We start from the raw sequence: 20,507 nt of genomic DNA, 5'->3' as shown, positions 1-20,507 counted from the left end.
TTCCCAAGTCTCGTATTTGTGGTTGGTGAGTTGTAATTGTTCTAATGGTTGTCTGCTTCGCGTTGTCGGGTTATCATTGTTTTAGAGGAATCAAGTCTTACATCTTGTGTCTTATTTAGACAAGTTACTTTTTTAACCAAAATCACCGAAGGAATCGAAGGTTTCTTTTTTTCTTTTAATAGGTGTTGGATTCTATTTTAGATGAAAATCAGTGAATATTCCAATGAAAAAATAGGGGAAAGTGATTTTTAATAAAATAAAAAATCATTGTGGTTCAAATCAATTATTTAAAATTTGGAATGCCCGATCCAAGTAATACCCTCTTTCTAATTTTATCAGGTAAATAAAACGACCCGAACTATGGAGGACAAACTAAAACTTCTCTGTCTGTTTTTTGGACTTTTTTCCTTGTCTTGTACTAGGTACGAGGACTTGTCCAAGATATACAGGCTACCTCCATACGTTTCTTTTTCGGGATATGATACTTTGGTACATTTTCATGAAAACAAAGAATACCACCTCACTTTGGCGGACAAATCAGAGTTTTATTTTTTGGTAGATAAAAAGTCGAAGGAAAGTATTTCGGGCTATATCACTCCGGAACGGCCTCGGTTGGAATTTCCAAAAGACAAGTACCATGAGGTAAAATTACAACATATCGTCAAGGCTAGAGTCAGGGTATTTGACAGGGCCAAAACCATATCCATGTTTGCTTTATTATTCGGGACTTTGATCCTTTCGGCTGTATTCATCATTATCCTTCTCGCAAAGCCTGCCAATGAATCAGAAAGATTTTGGATGTTTTAAAAGGCTGTTGGAATTTGTTTTGATACTTGTTACTCAATTCTTTGTTCAAAAATGATTCCTCCTACTTCCCAACTTCCCACTTCCCAATCTCCAACTTCTTTAAGATTTCTCCCTCTGCTCGAAATGACAATGATAGGTATACTTTGTTTTGGACATTATTGATTAGGAGAGGCAATTTCATAGATCTTTAGTCTTAGAAATTTTAATTTCTATGCCAATTCTTTAATTATTCCACAACTCCCATCATCGGACATCCGTCATCGGTCATCCGTCAAATCCTCCTACTTCCCACTTCCAAACTTTCCACCTCACTTCCTCTCCATCACCACCACCAACTTCTTCAAATCAGCCGAATAGGCCATTCGGGTAATGTTTTGATAACCTTCCAGGATAATGGAACCCGCTTTTTCCCATTCGGTTTGTTCCGCTTTTCTGACATAGAGGTCATTTCCTTTGCCCATCAGGAGAAGCTGGTTGTCAAGCCAAATGAAGTCCTCCGAACCGGGGAAAGTGAAGCCATAATCGGTGTGGGTTCTTTTTTCAATATCAAATCCTTTGATGGCGTAGGATTTCACTCCATCCACTTCTTTGCTGACGTTTTTGTCGATAAAGGTGATGATGCTGGTCTTCGGTCTTTTTTTCACCGATCGACCGACGTTTTCGCTGATAGTGACCAGCTCGGATTTGCTGTAAGGATAGACGAGTTTATTGGGTTTGCCGAGGACAAACATAGCCGCTTTGTTGTCATACCAATCGTAATAGCCCACCGGTTCGATGTCGTCGTACAACAACTCCGGTTCCCCAAAATTGGTGGGGTAAAGCCACAGGCGCTGCTTGCCGTCCGGTTCGACGGTCACTGCTGATACATACAGACCACAATCCGTCAGGGAAGGTGAAAATTCATTCCTGTCCGAAGTCTTGGTGAGGTTGGTAAACTTATCTTTCTCAAAGTTGTAGATGATGATATCGTTGTTCCCCTTTTCATCCACCGCCGAAAACGCCATCTGAACCTCATTGATGAAAGCAGGCTGATTGTCATACAGCGGTCTGTTGGTAATCAAGGTTATAGTATTGTAATCAATAGCCAATTTTCCACCCGATTTTTTGACATCTATGGCAATGAGGTCAAAACTGCCTTGGGCAAAAGCATTGATTGACAGTAAAATACAGAGCGAGATAAAGGATAATCGTAATTTGAGATGCATAAGCATAAGTTTTCGGAAACTAAATTACAAAATCAGGGTTAGATTAAGGTGGGAAAATTAAGTTTATATACCAATAAAAATCTGGATGAGCTCAGGTCAAGCGGTGATTGCTTGGCGGATCAGGCTATTGGTTTTTTGGTAAACCAACCGGAGTGGTGCGAAAAGATCAATTCCTGGAAAGTTCTTCCTACAGAACAAGAGTCGGTTGATTTTCCGGAGGAATTGAAATCATTTATTCAGTTTTTTCATGTTCAGCCTGACTTTATTTTCCCTGAAAAAATCAAAACCGCACAGGATTTTTTTGACAAAGAGGGAAATCTCTACCTGTCACTTTTGGGTTTTTATTCTTTGCCTTATTGCTATGCTTTCGCAGACGGTGCGCAAGTCCTGGTCCGCTCCAAAAGAATCACCGACGAAGTGGGCATGCGGCTTTCGGAGACTGCCTTGTTCCTGTTGGATTGTTTTGTTCCCGGAACATTTATTGAAGAGAATAAGTCGTTGTTGACCATTGCGAAGGTGCGTTTGATCCATGCATTTAGCCGGTATTTTGTTTCCAAGTACGCCAAAGACTGGAATCCGGATTGGGGATTGCCCATCAATCAGGAAGATATGATCGGTACCAACCTTGCCTTTAGCCTGTTGGTGATGCGGGGAATGGAGAAGCTCAACCGATTCCCCGGTGTGGAGACCCACGAGGCGGTTTTACATTATTGGAAAGTCATAGGCCATTATTTGGGAATTGACATAGCCTATTGGCCCGAAACTGCCAAGGAATCTTTTGAATTGGAGAAACTCATCCGCAAACGCCACGTCCGACCTTCGGAAGCCGGAAATACCTTGATCAGGTCCTTGCTCGGTTTTTATGAAAAAGCTATTCCTGATGCTACTTTGTCATCACTGTCAGAAACATTGGTGGCTTATTTTGTAGGAAAGGAAGTAGCCGGCGTATTGGGGATCAAAGAAAAAGCAAAACTCCCCAAAAGTGTCTATGCTTTGGTGTTGGATTTTAACTTTTTGAAACAAAGCGGTGGAAATCCTTCGTATCAGAAAACCCGAGCCCAGTTTTTGGAACAAAGTAAAACCCAATTCGGCAAGGAACTCACATTAAATATCCCTGTTCCAAAGCGTCCATAACCGAACACTTTTTTGTCCGTGTGCGTGTCAGGACATTTTCTGAATACGTTAATTTTGGTTAAAACAGGCCTTTTTACCTTGTGGCATTCTTTTCGTACTTTGGGTATCAAATGAAAAGAATCGGTAAGCTCATCCGCACATTCCCTTTGGAATTGGTCTTTTGGATCGGAGCCCTTATAGGCATCCTGTTCATTGACCCTTATGGTGCCCAACATTTCACGCTTTGCCCTTTGGAGAACCTAGGCTTCCATTGGTGTCCGGGATGTGGATTGGGACGGGCCATGAGTCTACTTACCAAAGGGGACATTGCCGCATCATGGTCCATGCATCCGCTAGCCATGTTTGCCTTTGGTGCGATCGGTTACCGCATTTTCGAATTAATCAGACACTTTAAAACTACTAATCACTATGGCTAATGTATTGAGACACCTTCCGGAGCTTGAAGGTATGGAATTGGGTTACATTCAGGGAATCCTGAAAAATATGGATGACGATCAGGCAAATCTTTTTGCCCAAGTATATCGCGCCAGAAGAAAAGACAACCAAATGGTATTGATCCTTTGTTTGTTAGGTTTCTTCGGATTTGCAGGACTCCACCGCTTTATCCTCGGACAGGTCGGATTGGGTATCCTCTACATCTTCACCCTCGGATTGTGCTTTATCGGTACCATTGTAGACTTGGTCAATTACAAAAGCCTTGCTTATGAATACAACATCAAGGTGGCACATGAGACGCTGTCCATGATGTCTAACAATACCAACTATTTCCCAAATGCCAATACCAAAACAGGAGACAATGCATAAGGGAATCAAATCAATAGGCTTGATCTTGGGAACCGGTTTTCTCCTTGCATCCTGTGGTGCACCGGAGAAAACCGTCACCCACGACTATGAAGAAACCTTCCAAGGTGTCAAAGAAATAGAGCTCGAAGGACAATATCTCGAAGTGACTTACGAAGGAAAATCAGGAGAAACGGACGTTAACCTCAATGGTTTTCTTGAAGCCACAGAGAGTTCTGGTATGGAAATCACCTACCGCCAATCAGGTTCCAAGCTCACCATCGAAGTGACAGGTGACCAAAACATTGGATGGAACTTTGGGAATCAGACAGAAGGCTACATCAGCCTTACCGGTCCTGAAGACATCAAACTTAACTTTGTCAACGGTTCGGGTTCGATCGAAGTCCTCAATGTTGTTCACGAGGTCATCGACCTGAAAGTCAACTCCGGCAGTATCAAAGCGACGGCCCTTGAAGTAGGTGTCATAAACCTCAATGCTTCCTCAGGAAGTATCAAAGGAGAAGCACTGACGGGAAAAGTCAACACCAAGGTGAATTCAGGTAGTATTTCCCTAAAAGATGTGGAGGGAGATGTGGATGCGGTAGCTTCCTCAGGAAGTCTGAAATTAGAGGATGTCAAAGGGGTCGTGGATGGCAAAGTGAATTCAGGAAGTATCAAACTGATCGGAGTCACAGAACTTGGTGAACTTTCAGCCAGCTCAGGAAGTGTCAAAGCAGAAAATTCAGGCCTTGGAAACAGGACCTCGCTTCAGGCCAACTCAGGTAGCATCAGCATACAGACGTCTTCTGACCTTCAGGCCTTCAACTTTGACCTTAAAGCCAACAGCGGCAGCGTCAGGGTAGGGGAAGAGGATTCCGACGACAAGCTCAAGCTCAACAATGGCGCCTCCGGTACCGTCACCGGAAAAGTGAGTAGCGGGAGTATTAAGATTGTGAATTGAGGGGGAAAAGGTTATGAGGTTGTAATGTTTCAAGGTTGGAAGGTTGAAGGGATTAGAAAATTGAAAGATTTCTTAGGAAGTTTCAAGGTTTTAATGTTTCAAAGTTGAAAGGATTGGAGGATTGGAAAATTAGAGATTCCAAAGATTTATAAATGAAATAAAGCCATTGGCCTAATAAGGTCAATGGCTTTTTGGTTTAAGTCGGAAATCTTCTCCAAGAACCCAAATTCAGCCTGATTATCTTTTTAAATCTCTCCGATGGCATCTTCCAAATCAACCTTTCCCAATCTGTTACTGAAATTCCTGTTTTTGATGCCATGAGAAAATCAGTCTTCCACCAACAAGTCGAAACCCATGAAGCCTTCATAGACCTCTCCAGATTACCTTCCGGGGTTTTCTTCTTGCAGGCTTGGAATGGGAGGGAAGTGGTAGGGAAGAAGGTGGTGGTGGAGAGTTGGGATTGGAAGGTTTGAAAGTTCCAAAGTTGGGAGGTTGTATTAGGGTTTTCTTTCAGTTTTAAGCTATGAAGGAAATGATATACTGAAAATGAAAAAATGGTGAAATCACAAATTTCAATCATTCCAAAAATCTTACCTTTAACAATACCCAAATAGGGGTTGATTTTTGGCCTAGATGCAAAATCAATTTGGTGGTTTTAAGTTAATCTTAGTAACATCAAAAATTTTAAATTGTAGTAATTTCAAATACCCGGATCAAACAATAAAAAATAAAACACCTTAAGCAAATTGGGCAAAGAATTTCCTTTTTAAAGAAGCACATAAATGCAAATTTTTTAAACCGCTGTCTAATTATTTTTTCAGAAATTTAATATTTTCGACAACCTACCCCAATAACAATAGGCTTTTGTATATTTTTGGACATTTACATTAAACAGTTATCCAATTCCCATGTTGGTGGTGAATTTGATTGGCTCCATGCTCGTACCTCGCATTCCCAGCAATTTGCATCTCCGACAAAGAATCAGCAATAAATCAACCAAGGTACTCCGGGGTTCACCGCCATCAAACTGCACCCCAACCTGTGTGTAAACACTATGCTTGTCCGATTACCTGTTGATTTGAAACGCTTACATGTTCCCGGAATTCAAATAACCCCAAATACCAACCTACCTTTCACACTTATACCCAACTCAGATTTCCAGATTTTTAACTATCTTAAACGTGTTATTTGAATTCCTTTACCAGTACAGCTTTTTCACGCCGATCCGTTCGGTCTCACTTGCAAGTCAAATTTTAATTTGATTTGCTGGCGTTGCATCGAAAAAAAGCAGATAAGCAAAAATGTTTTTTGGAATGCTATAGTGCCAGCCTAAAAATTTCCTTAAACTGCTGTGACCTTAGCACAAGTTGAACCTTGTTTAGAACATTTTCCCAAGTTTATTAACAACAAATCTAATGGGTAACAAACTTCTCCATAAGCTCTATTTGTCACACTTCTAGGATATAATCTTGGTCTATCTCCCGTTCTAATTCTGCCATAATCAAGTATTGTCACAATAATGTCAACAATCTCTGTTTTGAATAGAATGTTTAATTGCAGTTTTGAAACAAGCTTTATTGACATCCCAACCGATCAAGCGTTAAAAACATCTACTCTAAATGGCATAGGTTTAGCGTAATTTAGAAATCCAAATCAAGTTTTCGCTTCTCACCAGTTTATGTCGGCCAAAGTATTGAGCGGCGGACGTTTATCAGCCATTTCAGGTCGTCCAAGAATGTTTTCAAGGTATTGATCCACACTTTTTAATTCATTCGGGAAAGTGAATTCGCATCGATCTTCAATTTCAGGTAACCCAACTTGATAAACCTTGAATTCAGCCAAGCCGAGAAATTCAAGTTGATTCAAGTTTTGGGTAAGTAAAAATGCTTTAACTTTCAGTTTTCCATTTTCTTTGTATACAATCGCTTTGAAAAATTCGCGCGGAATTTTAACTCCTCTGTAGTTTCTGTCATCCTCTCGAAAAACAGGTCCTCCGAATACGCTTACTTTTAAGTTTTCTACCTCTACCTCCTCGAAAACAGCATTCTCCAAACGCCCCCAGATTCCCCCGGCTCTGCTTTGGTTGAAGTTGTCCATTTGGGGTGCGATGTTAGTGAAGTAAAAAGAATCTCGGTTAGCTTGTTTTGCTTCCATTTCGCTGCCCCAAACTAAATCAGCACGTCTCGCAATATGCCCTCTGTCGAGCCTATTATTGCTATATAAGTCTTCTCCTACTTGAAAGTTGGATGGGATTCGTACGTCCATTTTAAACTTTAGCCCTTTGCGGCTAAGACTTTTTATCCTGCCTCCGTCGATATTCCAGGCCACCCAGTGTGCAAATCGACGCGATTTGCTCAACATTAGGGAAAAGTGGACATAGTCGATGATTTCTCTACCATTCAAAACTACAGAATCGTTCACTGAGGCTGGTTTTAGGGTTGGGAATCCAACAATAGTATCCAAGAAATTCACCTTATACCCAATGGATTGTTCTACTTTTGAGATTTGTTTGGGCTGTGTAAGGGAAATTTCGAGTTTTTCAAATACCGATTTTGCATAACAAGCCAATGCAAACTCTTCGGGTGCTCCAACAGATTCCCCCGCGAAATGAAGGCCGGCAAGAACTTCGGACACTCTTTTATTTTTTGTAAACATCCAAACTGATCCGCTATCACCTCCCATGCTGACTTCTCCATTGGGCGGTGGGTTATTATTGTCTACACCAATTTCGAAACAACCAATTTCCTGCACACCTTTAGGGTGGCCATAATCGATTTTGACGATTGTGTTAACTCTATTCACCTTACCATACGTAATTTTAGTCGTACGGCCACTTTTGATCACAATGTCACCTAGTTCAGGGTCACCAAGATTTAAGGGGACTTTTTCCAAATCAATAATCTCAGGTTTAAATGTGCGATCCTCAATACTCGCTATGGCACAGTCACCTGCATGACCGAGATGAGATCGTACCAACTTTCCTAAGCGATTCGAGTTTATTCTGTTGTCGTCATGTGGGCCCGGTTGAACAACTATGTCGCCAACTTGACCAGAGACACCTTGAAGCACATGCCAGTTACTTAGGATGTAGGGGGTACCGTTATTCTTGTCAAAAACAATACATCCAATTGTTCCCGCGGATATGTCTTTGTGCCCAACGCTAATTCCCGGGACAATAGGGTTTATTCGAGTTTTTCGGGAATCTGGGACGGGCTCTGGTACAATTTGAAAAGATAGTTTGAAGCTTCGCTGAACAACATCTGTAGGAACAGAAATACCATTTATCTGAATCGTTTCCGGTATTGCTGCGGAGCCAATTGATTCTAATGATATGTTTTCCATTTTTTTTGAAACAGTGAATTGGATGCAAATTTGGTCGGTTTCTTTTCCGTCCTTAATTTTGTAGCCTATGCCTATCGAGTTTATATTTCTGTCACTAAGAAACTCACTACCTCGGGTTCTAACGAACGTTTTGAGTTTATCCATTAAAATCGCGGTTTCATTTATATTTTGCGAATATTTGCCTTTCGGTTTAGAGGATGATTTTGCCATGACATTTGTTTTTAATGTAATTTTACACAACTTTAATTGGTACTTTGTTAATTTACTCTCTAAGGAATTTTGACTAATTATGATTTTATTTTGAAAGAGAGAGAATGAATATTATTTATTTTTTCGATAGAATTTCTTATAATTAAATTAAAGGCGAATCGTTGGGTTTTTACTTTAATGGAGAATTTCTCTGAAATTACTAACTCACTTCCAAATCTTTATTTTTGTTTATGTTTCTTTGCATTTGAGGTATTTGGGGTATTCATTATTCACTTTTGATGGTTAAATCTTCAAATTATCTTACTTTTTCTCTACCATCATCCTGCCTTTGATGCATTCGACTAATTATTCAGCGTTTTTTCGAAAAATAGATAATAAACATTTTAATTATTTCTTAATTCAATTCAGAAAATTCTTTAGATTTTGATAACATGCGCAAGGATTTCATTGTCGAAAGTTGTTTTTAAAAACCAAAGTAAGCCTTACCTCTCAAAATTAATGATTGAATAATTTGATTCGGTCAATTTTTATGGTTGAAAAAAGGTTGATTTATCCTTATTTCCTGTAAAAAACACCTATTTAAAGGTCATGACAAGCTCTTTTCTAGACTTTACCTCCAGCTTTTTATAGATATGGTTGATGTGGGACTTGAGGGTGCTGTGCTCGATAAAGAGGGTAGTACAGATTTCTTTGTTGCTTTTGCCGTCAAGAATATGGTGTAGTACTTCTTTTTCTTTGACCGAGAGTTGTTTCAGTCGGTGTTGAAGGTAGGTTTCTTTCTCTTTTTCCTTTTCCAGGAGCTTGTCCATCAGCACACGGACTTTGGAATATTCTATCCTCGCCCAAGCGAAGGAAATCCCAAAGGACGCTATCACAAGCAGCATCAGGATGTATACGGTTTCATTCCATTCGAGTTTGTCTGCGACTTCCCCGAAAAGGATGTACACTGCACCAAAAAATAGTAGTGTAAATGCAGGAAGGAGGATTTTTTGGAACCTGAATAGGGCATCAGGATTGGCTAATAATGTTCTCATAATATGAAAAATTGTTAATTGTTGTGGTTCCGCCTCGGTGGACAAGCTTCACAGGCAGGGTCTGTGCTGTTTGGGTTATCACAAATAAAATACCGGAATGTATCCATTCTTGAATGGTGAAAAAGACTTTTATACAAGAATTAATCTGTCTAATTCACTGATTTCAAGTAATTTAAAATTATATATTAACTTTTAGAATTTAAAAAAAAATATAATTAATTCGATAATAATTAGAATTTGGCTGAGATTAGGGAGAGTTTGGTAGGGGGGAGGGGGAATTTGGTAGTTTTCAGTCGCAGTTGGCAGTGGGTGTGTTGGGAAAGTTGGGGCTGTGGAGGATTTTGTACAAAGTATCAAGTACTAAGTACGAAGAGGGGAAATGGAGCCGAGAGCCGAGAAGCGAGAGCCGAGAAGCGTGAGCCGAGAAACGAGAAGCGAGAATCGAGAAGCGAGAGCCGAGAGCCGAGAAACGAGAAGCGAGAGCCGAGAAACGAGAAGCGAGAGCCGAGAAACGAGAGCCGAGAAGAATTGGGTACAAAGTTTAAAGTGCCGAGTACGAAGTGGGGAAATAAATACAATAATCGAGAAACGAGAGCGGAAATGATTTGGGAAAAGGTATTAATTAGCAAAAAGAAGTTTATAAAATAGACCCTGGATTCAAGACTTGGTTCCTTTGCAAAAATGAACACAAGATCTATGTTCATCTTTTTTATCTGTGGTTAAAAAAACTTGATCTGTTTTGGCGGAAACTATACTTACAATTTCCCATCAAATTAGCCAAAACCATATACAATCTCACGCTTCATTTTATTTTATAAAAATGTTACCCCTTCGGGGTTTTTTCACTCTGAGTACCAAAAAAGATGCTATAAACAAGATCCAAGACTTAAAAATAGACACAAGATTCAAGACTTAAAAAAGACAAAAGATTCAAGACACAAGATTCAAGACTTGATTGTCCAATAACAATTAGAACAACTACAACAATTACAACCTCTACAACAAAAATATTGATTGAGATTCTTCGCTTCACTCAGAATGACGGTCCCCAACTCGACAACGCGCAGCAGACAACCTGACAACTCGATAACCTGACAACGCGCAGCAGACAACAATTACACCTGTCCGCCGTGGCGGAACCACTACAACAGTTACAACAATAATATCGGATAAGATTCTTCACCTCCGCAGGCTACGGTTCAGAATGACGGTCCCCAACTCGACAACGCGCAGCAGACAACCTGACAACTCGATAACCTGACAACGCGCAGCAGAAAACAATTACAACAAAAATTACAACTTTTTAAACCCCATACTAACCGAATTGATACAATACCGGATGCCGCCTTTGGCTTTTGGGCCATCAGGGAAACGGTGACCGAGGTGCCCGCCACATTTGCCGCAGAGGATCTCTTCCCGGATCATGCCATGGGTATAGTCCATGTGCACGTCGATGGCATCTTGTCGGACCGGTTCTGTAAAGGACGGCCAACCGCAACCGCTGTCATACTTGGCAGAGGAATGGAAAATCTCATTGCCACAGGCATGGCATTCGTAGATTCCCGTTTCTTTGTTGAGGTAATACTTTCCCGTGAAGGGCCTTTCAGTTCCTTTTTCTCTCAGGACACGGTATGCTTCAGGATCAAGTTCCTCCTTCCACTCTTGTTCGGATTTGGAGATGGGGTAGGATTTTGTTGGTTTCGGTTTCATTTCGATTTTATGTTAGGTTATCAAGTTGTCTAGTTTTCGGGTTGTCAAGTTGTTGCTAAGTAGTTCCGGTTTTCCAGTTTTTTTCAACATATTCCAAAAATTTAAATATCATGATACCTAGTAAATCATATTCTTGAATTAAAGTTTCACCTTCACTTTCAAATTGTGGATATAGGGACTTGATTTTTATCAAGTGGTTGCTACATTCTAAAGTACTTGCGTGAGAGTAGGCCAAAAATTTAATAAAATCCATTTTGTATCTCCTTCTTCCATAACCCTCCACTATGTTAGAATTAATGGAATCAGAGGAGCGTCTCAACTGACTTCCCAGCTCGTACTTTTCATAATTTGGCAAATTCAAACTGAACTTGTGCGTTCTAAAGAACAAATCCATTGACCTGTTATAAATTTCTAAGTCTTGATAACTTTTCATTTCACTATCAAAAAAGGTTGAATAAGAATTTTCAGTTTCTAAAATATATGGAGTTTCAATTGCATTAAGCTTTATGAAGCAAATTAGTTTTTATGGAAAGCACCAAAATCTATTTATATGAGAACCGAGCAACAGATTATTTGACAACTGAAACCAGACAACGCAAAGCAGATAACCTGACAACCCGATAACTTGACAACTCCCAGCTGACAACTTGACAACCCGGAAACTTGACAATGCGCAGCAGACAACTCATCAGCCCGACAACCTGATAACAAGACAACGCGCAGCAGACAACCCGATAACCTGACAACGCGCAGCTGACAACCCGACAACGCGCAGCTGACAACCTGATAACAAGACAACCCGAAAACCCAACAACTCCAAGCTGACAACCTGATAACAAGACAACCCGATAACTTGACAACGCCCAGCTGACAACTGCTTATGGGCGGATCCCCAACCTCCTTCCACCCCCTTTGATAACCTTCTCATTCATCAGCATCGGACGGTATTTGCCGTTGACGTAAAGGATGGCTTGGTCGGAGTAGTGGGGACTGAAAAAGTTGCCGCTTTGACCGGTGGGAAGGACGGATTCTGAGGCTTCCACGTCAGCAAAATCTAAAACAATACGCATTGCAGGTCCTGAATTGACCTTATAGATGCCGTCAGGATTGAGGGTAAAAGGAAGTTTGTTGACCGATTCCTCATTGGCGGTGACAGCAGGGGCTTTGACATTGAAGATTTTGTCCAAAGGTTTTTTGGCACCAAGAGGATGTGGGTGTTCGAGAACGACGACTTTTTCCCAAAGCCATTTTTCGCTGTCTGTTCCCAACTGTTCGCTGAGTTCTGAGATGGTTTTGCCCAAGGCGATTTTGACAATCTCGGCCTTGCTTTCCTTTGCTTCGGTTTTGGAATTGTCCCACCAAGGAGAATTATCGGTTCGGATCAATGTCGGTACACTTCGGATGTACATGAAAGTCTTGATGAAGTTTTGGAAGTCCTCTTCACCGAGTTCATCCGCCATCATGCCATGGAGGGTATGGTACAGCCATTTGTAGTAAAAAGTAGGAGCGATGGATTCCAGGTCATGGTTGCCGTTCCAGTTTTCAATGGCCTGTTGGACAGGTTCAAAGCCTTTGAAAGCGGCTAAGTCCACGACTGCCAACATACTTTTGGCGTTGATGGGGTGGTTTTCATTGATGGCTTCCAATTGGAGGGCTTTGATACTTTCTTGGGTCCAGTCGTTTCGGGAAGTGACGGTTTTGGAGATTCTGTCCCAACGGTCGCCCGGATAATAGTATCCCGGGAAGAATGTCCCGTTGGAAAGGGTATCCGGTTGGTTATTGGCGGAAGCCACAAAACCTGATGCAGGATTGATGCTCATTGGGTTTTGCTCAAATGGGATCCATCCCGTCGGTTCGTCGGCAGGGTTGCTGCCATCCAAAAATATCTTGCTGTTGACATGACTTGGTCTAATGGGTAATTTGGCTGTAGCCCACCAAGCGATGTTTCCGTCCTTGTCTCCATACATCACATTGAGTCCGGGGGCGTGAATCATGCGGACAGCAGCCTCGGTTTTATGAATGTTTGTTGCCCTTGCCATCTTCCAAGTCGCCTCCAAAGCAACTGTCGGCTCGAGTACATACACCCACCACGAAGCCACCGGATTTTGAGTCAGTTTGCCGATTTCGGGAAGGACCTCATTCATAATCGGACCGTGGATGGATTCTTTGATTTCGAAGGTTATGGGTTCTGAATCTTTGACCTGAATCGTTTCTGTTCTGGATGTCAATGGCCTGAATTCGGCTCCGTAAATGGTTTCGTTGGGATTGTTGGGATTCAGTTTTTCTTCAAAAAAATCCTGATCGTCATTTTCAAACATCGTCAGCCCGATGCTGTGGTGTCGGGTATGACCAACCAAACCAAATGGCATTCCTGCGAGATGGTTGCCATAATAGCTGAAACCTGGATATTCGAGATGAGCTTCATACCATACCGATGGCTGGGCAAAGCCGATGTGGGTATCATTGCAGAACAACACTTCTCCTGAAGCTGTCCTGCTGCCTGAAATCACCCATGAATTGCTGCCTTCCAACAGGGGAACAGGAAGCTTTTCCAGTAAGGCTGAAAGGGAATTTTCTATGACAAGGTCTGTGGTGATGGAATCTCTTTTCGGGTAATTGTTGGGGATGACATGGTGCTCCGGCAAAGTATGGACGGATACCATTTTCATATAATCAGGACCCAAAGTGCGGGCCATTTTGGTCACCAAGGGGTCTGTTTTCATCGCCATGGCAAAAGTAAAGGACATATATCCCGTGATGGCGTGGATGTCATTGATGGTGAATTCCCTCGGTTCGGAGCCTAAGAGGGTATATTCAATAGGGATTTTACCATGTTGGATAAAATGATTTACGCCTTCGATATAGGCTTCGGTAGCGGATTTCCATTCTGAATTCCCCGCTTTGTTCCACTCTTCGGTGCTCCAAGCGGCGTGTTTGGGAATGCCTAAGGTTCTGAAAAATTTATCCACTTCAACCAAATCGGCACCCAAGAGTTCAGCCAAAGTACCCGTTCCTACCCGGCGCATCATTTCCATCTGAAAAAGCCTGTCCTGTGCATGGACAAAACCCAAAGACCGGTATGCATCTTCGGCATTGGCAGCATAGATATGGGGAACACCAAAATCATCGAAATAGACCTCCGCTTCCGCAGTCATGGAAGGCATATTGATTTCGCCGTTATATTTTGGTTTGAAGCTGAATTTGACTGCCTGAAATCCGATAAAGAACAGTACAAAAAGTACGGCTAGGGCAATGAGTAATTTTTTCATGGGCTTATTGATGGGTGGGGTAAATGACTGGAATGAGGTTCTGTGAATTTAGGCTATTTGCATTTGTTCAACCAAATCGTGAAAGTATTTTTTTGACCAAATATCGATGAGGTGTGGATCTTTGATAAACCTGACAATATCGGCCTTTGCCATTTTCAAATCTACTGTTTCTATTCTTTGGTGAATCAGGTGCTTGAAATCATCTTTTGAAAGCTTTTCATCTTCTAAGTCACCGCTGTCCAAGGCCCTTAATTTAAAATGATTTAGGTGGATGGGGATTCCTTTTTTGATGTACCATTCTAAGTCATACCAATCCCTACCTTTGACATTGTTTTTCCATTTTCTGTACAACAATGCATGCATTTTTCCAGCAAAAAGATCCTGGACCGATAGACATTTGACATAGAATGAAAATGGTCTCAACAAAAGTTTTTCTTCTGTTGAAAAGCCTAAAGGGGGTTTAGTATCCACTTCAATCTTCACTTTGATGTTTGGCTTTTGCTCAAGTCCTAAACCGGGAACCGCTGCTTCAAGAATCAGTTCTTTCCAAATGGTTTCAGATTTTAAAAATGCAGACTCAATGTTTGTTTCGATGGACTTGTCTTTTTCTTTGATCGATACATTGATTCCTAGGGAGGTAAACTCATTTTCAACAGCTTTAAGGTAATTGGCTAAAGAAAAATCTTCATAAGAATCTATTAAGGTAAAATCAAGGTCTTCAGAAAATCTTTCAAGACCATGGAAAATCCTGAGTGCAGTTCCTCCATAAAATGCTCCCTTTTCAAAAAACGAGGACCTGTATAAACCAGCCAATGTGATTTCTTGCATGATTTCCCTGAAAGCCTGATTCAGTTCTTCTTTATTTTTTGGCTTGTAAGATTCTATCCATTCCTTGATCATAGATTTTCTAATGTTTTTATGAGAAGTTTCATAGTTTCTTTTTTTGGTGAAACATGAATACACTCCGCCATGATTTTACAATCCAAATCCCTCAGAATTGAGTCGTCAATCCTAAGGTTTTCCAATAGGTATTCTTTGAAACTTTTTACTGACCGCAATTGAATTCCTTTGGAAGAGATGATTTTATCCAATAAGGCTTTCTCTTTAGATGCGATTAAGACACGCTGACTTGGGGCTATTTCAGCACTCCTTATTCCCAATGAATAGTAGCATTCCGGAAGGTTGTTAAATGTAAATATGCCTATGGAGTTTTTGAAGATCTTGCTTGGTTTTGTTGTCATGGAACTGACTCCAAAAACCTTTTCAGGGATCATTCCATAAAAAGACATTGCGCTTTCCATTGACACATAGCTCGGGCCGTAGATTTGATTTGCAAGCAAAAACGGCTCAGGAGTAGAACTGCTCAATTTCGAACCTAAGATATACAGTCCTTTTTTGATAGTCTCCAAATAACCTGATTTCGTCAGTTCGTGGATTTTATCATTCGGGCTTTTGTAATCACCTAGTAAGTTAACCAACAAAAAATGGGGAATGGGTTGATTGGCATATTGCTGTAGCTTTAATAATGTTTCCATGGAATAAATGTAAAAAAAATTATAGATAATCGGAAATTTTCCGATTATCTATCTCGATAATTACAAGAAAGAAACAAGACTTAAGGAATTTTAGAACTAAAAATGAAAAATTCAGAATGACGGATTCCCCATCCTGACAACTCGAACCTGACAACCTGAAAACCCGACAACTTGACAACCCAATAACAATGACAACCACTAGAACCACTACAACCATTAAAATCTCCCCTCAATCGCCTCCAAAATCACCCCACATGCTTTTTCTATTTCTTTCTCGGTAATGATCAGAGGCGGTGCTATCCGCATCGCATCATCGCAAAAAAGAAACCAATCGGTAATGACTCCATTTTCGATAGCCCTGTCGATGATTGGTTTTAGAACTTCGAAAGACTCAAATTCTACAGCCATCATTAGCCCTTTGTTGCGGATGTATTTGATTTTGGGATGCACGAGCAGTTTTTTAAAGAGATTTGCTTTTCCCTCCACTTGTTCCAAAAGCTTTTCTTCCTGAATAATTTTAATCGTGGCCAATGAGGCGGCTGCTGAAACAGGATGACCACCGAAGGTAGTGATATGTCCCAACAGGGGGTTGTTTTTGAATGCACCCATGACGTCTTTGTTGGCAATGAAAGCACCGATCGGCATTCCTCCACCCATACCTTTGGCACAGACCAATATATCAGGTACAATCTCAAAATGCTCAAATGCCCAAAACTTGCCTGTTCTCCCATATCCCGCCTGAATCTCATCCAAAACCAATAAGGTGCCGGTCTCATCACATTTTCTGCGTAAAGCCTTAAAATAATCCGAACAGGCTACCTTGATTCCCGCTTCGCCCTGAATGGTCTCGACTATGAAAGCTGCAGTATCTTCCGTGATTTCATCAAGTTGGTGATAACTTCCGTAAACCACATTTTTGATTCCTGGCAAAAGGGGACGGTAGGCTCTTTTGAAAATTTCATTGCCGCCGACGGAAAGTGAACCATGGGAAGAACCGTGGTAGGCATTGACGCAAGAAATGATTTCTCGGCGGTTGGTATAACGCTTCGCCAATTTCAGCGCACCTTCCACGGCTTCGCTTCCGGAGTTGACAAAATAGACGTTATCAAGGTAGGAAGGAAGGGTGTCACAAAGTGCTTTAGCCAATTGAACCTGAGGACTTTGTACATATTCTCCATAAACCATCAGGTGAAGGTATTTGTCCAACTGCTTATGGATGGCTTCGAGGACTTTCGGATGGCGGTGACCGACATTGCTGACGCCGATTCCTGAAATGAGGTCCATATATTCTTTTCCCTCAGGCCCATACATGTAGATTCCTTCTGCCTTTTCGATTTCTATCATCAAAGGAAAGTCAGTAGTCTGCGCGAGGTGGGAGAGGAAAAGTTGACGGTGATTCATTTTTTAGAAGGGAGATTTGAGACGGGAGATATGAGATTGGAGAAATCAATTCATAATTCATAATTCAGAATTATTAATTCCGAGAACCTGACCACGCGAAGCAGACAACAACTATAACAATTACAACAATTACAACCATTATAACCCCTACAGCCACTACAACAATTACAACCTTTACATTCCACTTCTAAACCTAAAGAAAATCCCCAGCGGCAAGTTCTTTTTGAATCGATCTACGAGGTATAACTCACCGTGCTCGGCATTGTTGATTTCTTTGAAGTTGGATTTGACAAGGTTAGCGGCGATCATCGAACTGAAGCTCAGAGAATACATATTCAAAATCAGGAAATGGTGCTCAGGGTCCAAAAGCTCTGCACAAAGTTTGAGCATTTCATTGATCTGTTCTTCCAAAATCCATTTTTCCCCATCCGGACCACGTCCATATGCCGGCGGGTCAAGGATAATTCCATGGTACTTGTTTCCCCGGCGAACTTCCCTTCTGATAAATTTCATTGCATCGTCCACTATCCAACGGATTCCATCCTGACCGGAAGATTCCATATTATGTTTGGACCAAGTGACCACCTGCTTGACAGAATCCAGGTGCGTGACATCTGCACCGCAGGCTTTGGCAGCAACAGACGATGCTCCAGTGTACGCGAATAGATTGAGAACTTTGGGAGATTTTACCGGAAAGCTTTTCAATGTATCAGATATATAATCCCAATTTACCGCCTGTTCGGGAAAAAGTCCGATATGTTTGAAAGAAGTCATGGCAAGATTGAGCTTCATTTTCAGTCCATCAGGATTTTTGTAGCTGACCTGCCAATTGTGTGGAATCTTTTTCAGTTCATTCCATTGCCCTTTTTCGGGATTGTTTTTTTCCTTCGCAAAATGCGCATGCGCCATTTCCCGCCATTCTTTTTCATCCAGACTTTTATCCCAAATCGCCTGTGGTTCCGGTCGGCTGAGGATAAAATCTCCAAATCTTTCCAGTTTTTCAAATCCACCGGTGTCAATCAGTTCATAATCTTCCCAATGCTGCGGGGAGAGCGAGAGGATGGTTTCTTTCATGTTGCAAAAGTAATTATATAATCGGAGAGCGGAAGTATTTTATAATCGGGAATAGTTTAGTTAATTTAGATTGTCTTCCATCCTTACTTATCTATCATGAAGAGATTAATTCCTTTCCTTTTTATGTTTTTTCTTGGTTTGGCTTGTATCCATTCTGCAGAAAGTCAGACCAACCCTTCCTTGAATAGTCAGTACCAACAATACCTTGGCACTTTTAGGATCAATCCTAAGAGTGATGGATTGAAGGGAACGCCTTTTTTATTTGATGTTCCGCCTCTGGGCAAAATTGGTCTTGAAGGTGGAAAAGATTACAGCGAGATTCCCTTCAATATTTTATTGGATAAAAATGAAGTTTATATACAAACCGGAGGGGAGGATTCAGAACCGCTTTTGCTTAGGAACTGGGAATGGATAGAAGTACCGGGAGAAGAGGTACGAAGGTTTAAAATGGAATACCTGCAGGGTAAGCCTCAATTGGTCGAAATACTTTTTGAGAAAGACGGTGAAAAATATATTGCTTCCCATAAAAAGACTTTGATAAGGCCAAGCGGTCAGCGAGATGGGTATTCAGGACCTCAGTATGACACATTTAGACATGATATTAAGTACTTCAAAATCAAAGGTATGCAATCAACTGAGATAAAAACAAACAGTGCAGGATTGAAAGAATGGGCAGGAGGCAGAAACGATGAAATGAAGGAATTTATCAAAGAAAATAAACTTGACCCAAATGACCCATTGGGCATGAAAAAAATCATTACTTTTTTAATAAATTAGTACCTTCAACCAGAAATTAATACTATATGAAGTCAAACCCGGTTTTTGGATTTGTTTGTTTTTTTGCCTTATATCTGTTTTTTTCTTGTTCACCTGATGAATCTTCAGATCTTGAGCCCATTCAGAAACTGGAATTTTCCTCTTTTGTACCCACTGTGCCGGTAGAGGATCAATATATTGTTGTTTTCCATGAAGAAAAAATCTCCGGGAGAATAAATACGACTGACAATTCTTCCAGGGAACTATCAATGAAAAGAGAAACTATCAATTTATTGTCCAAATACAGGATTTCGGAAGATAGTCTTAAATGGGTATATTCTTCAGTACTCAACGGTTTTTGCGCCAAAATGGATAAAAATAAACTTGAGCAGGTTAAAAATGATCCTTTAGTGAAATATGTAGAGCAAGACAGGACAGGTACTTTGGGAGAGCTTCCGAAAAATTCCGATCCAAAAGGCACTTCGGATCCTGTAAATACTCAAATCGTTCCTTGGGGGATCAAAAGAGTAGGGGGGCCTTTTGCATATAAAGGTAAGAATACTGTTTTTGTGGTGGATACCGGAATCCAGCTCGACCATCCTGACCTTAATGTCTGTATTGATAAAGCATTTGACGCATATCATCCCGTAAATAAGGATTTGTGTTTTATCGATGAGCATGGACATGGAACACATGTAGCAGGGACTATAGGAGCCTTGGATAATTTGTTTGGAGTAGTTGGGGTAGCGGCAGGTGTTCATCTTGTTCCTGTTAAAATATTTTTCGGGCCATCCGCCCTGTTTACCTATTCGGGTATGATAGCTGGGATTGACCATGTTGGCAAAGTCGGTATCCCGGGTGATGTTGCTAATCTGAGTTTTGGAGGATTTGACAAAAGCAGGGCTTTTGATGATGCTGTGCTAAATGCCTCTGAGAATAAAAAAATATGGATGGTCATCGCTTCAGGAAATTCCAGCCTTCCGGCCACTTCATTTAGTCCGGCTAGGGTAAATGGTACATACACCATAACTGTCTCTGCGATTGATGCTTTAGATAAATATGCGTGGTTTTCTCACTATGGTTTCCCTATCAAGTATGCAGCCCCGGGAGTCAATGTTTTATCCACTACAATCGGAGGGAGATATAGGTACTTTTCAGGCACTTCAATGTCGGCACCTCATGTTGCCGGGCTTAGAGTTTTGGGTGAGATTGGCTCAGATGGCTATGCGCTTAATTATCCGATTTCCCCTTCAGATCCGATCGCATTTAGAGGTGTTGGAAAATGAATC

General features: G+C 41.1%; 18 protein-coding genes. 8 read left to right on the top strand and 10 right to left on the bottom strand.

From position 1 onward, the window contains the following. Positions 1 to 360: 360 nt before the first annotated feature. Entirely contained in the window at positions 361 to 807 is a 447-nt protein-coding gene (locus MMU07_RS10500) for a hypothetical protein (RefSeq protein WP_241125832.1), read from the top strand. Between the two features lie 308 nt (positions 808 to 1,115). Here the strand turns inward: MMU07_RS10500 and MMU07_RS10495 are convergent, their stop codons facing one another. Further along, positions 1,116 to 2,012, bottom strand: a complete 897-nt coding sequence (locus tag MMU07_RS10495; protein WP_241125831.1) for a hypothetical protein — start codon at positions 2,010 to 2,012, stop codon at positions 1,116 to 1,118. Positions 2,013 to 2,060: 48 nt separating this feature from the next. On the opposite strand from MMU07_RS10495, the gene MMU07_RS10490 reads away from it, so the two are divergent. The 5 genes from MMU07_RS10490 (at position 2,061) to MMU07_RS10470 (ending at position 5,360) form a co-directional block, all read left to right on the top strand. Next, positions 2,061 to 3,146, top strand: coding sequence for an oxygenase MpaB family protein (locus tag MMU07_RS10490; RefSeq protein ID WP_241125830.1), 1,086 nt, complete (start codon positions 2,061 to 2,063; stop codon positions 3,144 to 3,146). A gap of 110 nt (positions 3,147 to 3,256) precedes the next feature. Further along, positions 3,257 to 3,562 (top strand): DUF2752 domain-containing protein, encoded by a 306-nt coding sequence (locus MMU07_RS10485; RefSeq protein ID WP_241125829.1) that lies wholly within the window; start codon positions 3,257 to 3,259, stop codon positions 3,560 to 3,562. Continuing rightward, complete coding sequence (locus MMU07_RS10480) at positions 3,555 to 3,950, top strand: TM2 domain-containing protein (protein ID WP_241125828.1); 396 nt, start codon at positions 3,555 to 3,557, stop codon at positions 3,948 to 3,950. Before MMU07_RS10485 ends, MMU07_RS10480 begins: the two co-directional genes overlap by 8 nt. Beyond that, positions 3,943 to 4,887, top strand: a complete 945-nt coding sequence (locus MMU07_RS10475) for a DUF4097 family beta strand repeat-containing protein (RefSeq protein WP_241125827.1) — start codon at positions 3,943 to 3,945, stop codon at positions 4,885 to 4,887. The genes MMU07_RS10480 and MMU07_RS10475 overlap by 8 nt, the downstream gene beginning before the upstream one ends. A gap of 233 nt (positions 4,888 to 5,120) precedes the next feature. Further along, the gene (locus tag MMU07_RS10470; protein WP_255737339.1) at positions 5,121 to 5,360 is read left to right on the top strand and encodes a T9SS type A sorting domain-containing protein; all 240 of its coding nucleotides are present in this window, start codon (positions 5,121 to 5,123) and stop codon (positions 5,358 to 5,360) included. A gap of 1,195 nt (positions 5,361 to 6,555) precedes the next feature. Here MMU07_RS10470 and MMU07_RS10465 read toward each other — a convergent pair. The 9 genes from MMU07_RS10465 to MMU07_RS10425 form a co-directional block, all read right to left on the bottom strand. Continuing rightward, positions 6,556 to 8,439: a DNA/RNA non-specific endonuclease gene (locus MMU07_RS10465; protein WP_241125825.1), complete on the bottom strand. Its 1,884-nt coding sequence runs from the start codon at positions 8,437 to 8,439 to the stop codon at positions 6,556 to 6,558. Between the two features lie 575 nt (positions 8,440 to 9,014). Continuing rightward, the gene (locus MMU07_RS10460) at positions 9,015 to 9,473 is read right to left on the bottom strand and encodes a response regulator transcription factor (protein WP_241125824.1); all 459 of its coding nucleotides are present in this window, start codon (positions 9,471 to 9,473) and stop codon (positions 9,015 to 9,017) included. A gap of 1,293 nt (positions 9,474 to 10,766) precedes the next feature. Continuing rightward, entirely contained in the window at positions 10,767 to 11,183 is a 417-nt protein-coding gene (gene msrB / locus MMU07_RS10455) for a peptide-methionine (R)-S-oxide reductase MsrB (protein ID WP_241125823.1), read from the bottom strand. 55 nt (positions 11,184 to 11,238) lie between these two features. Next, positions 11,239 to 11,616, bottom strand: coding sequence for a four helix bundle protein (locus tag MMU07_RS10450; protein ID WP_241125822.1), 378 nt, complete (start codon positions 11,614 to 11,616; stop codon positions 11,239 to 11,241). 445 nt (positions 11,617 to 12,061) lie between these two features. After that, a complete protein-coding gene (locus MMU07_RS10445) occupies positions 12,062 to 14,452 on the bottom strand; it encodes a penicillin acylase family protein (protein ID WP_241125821.1) in 2,391 nt (796 codons plus the stop codon). A 48-nt stretch (positions 14,453 to 14,500) separates the two neighbouring features. Next, the gene (locus tag MMU07_RS10440) at positions 14,501 to 15,352 is read right to left on the bottom strand and encodes a nucleotidyl transferase AbiEii/AbiGii toxin family protein (RefSeq protein WP_241125820.1); all 852 of its coding nucleotides are present in this window, start codon (positions 15,350 to 15,352) and stop codon (positions 14,501 to 14,503) included. Further along, positions 15,349 to 15,987, bottom strand: coding sequence for a type IV toxin-antitoxin system AbiEi family antitoxin domain-containing protein (locus tag MMU07_RS10435; RefSeq protein WP_241125819.1), 639 nt, complete (start codon positions 15,985 to 15,987; stop codon positions 15,349 to 15,351). The genes MMU07_RS10440 and MMU07_RS10435 overlap by 4 nt, the downstream gene beginning before the upstream one ends. Before the next feature lie 216 nt (positions 15,988 to 16,203). Further along, complete coding sequence (locus MMU07_RS10430) at positions 16,204 to 17,388, bottom strand: aspartate aminotransferase family protein (RefSeq protein WP_241125818.1); 1,185 nt, start codon at positions 17,386 to 17,388, stop codon at positions 16,204 to 16,206. A 174-nt stretch (positions 17,389 to 17,562) separates the two neighbouring features. Beyond that, positions 17,563 to 18,462 (bottom strand): class I SAM-dependent methyltransferase, encoded by a 900-nt coding sequence (locus MMU07_RS10425; protein WP_241125817.1) that lies wholly within the window; start codon positions 18,460 to 18,462, stop codon positions 17,563 to 17,565. A gap of 96 nt (positions 18,463 to 18,558) precedes the next feature. On the opposite strand from MMU07_RS10425, the gene MMU07_RS10420 reads away from it, so the two are divergent. Further along, entirely contained in the window at positions 18,559 to 19,239 is a 681-nt protein-coding gene (locus tag MMU07_RS10420; RefSeq protein ID WP_241125816.1) for a hypothetical protein, read from the top strand. A gap of 26 nt (positions 19,240 to 19,265) precedes the next feature. Then, a complete protein-coding gene (locus MMU07_RS10415) occupies positions 19,266 to 20,504 on the top strand; it encodes a S8 family serine peptidase (protein WP_241125815.1) in 1,239 nt (412 codons plus the stop codon). Positions 20,505 to 20,507: the final 3 nt, after the last annotated feature.

The sequence above is a fragment of the Cognataquiflexum nitidum genome, from assembly GCF_022538055.1.
Lineage (GTDB): Bacteria > Bacteroidota > Bacteroidia > Cytophagales > Cyclobacteriaceae > Cognataquiflexum > Cognataquiflexum nitidum.
This window is presented reverse-complemented; position numbering and strand designations above follow the sequence as displayed.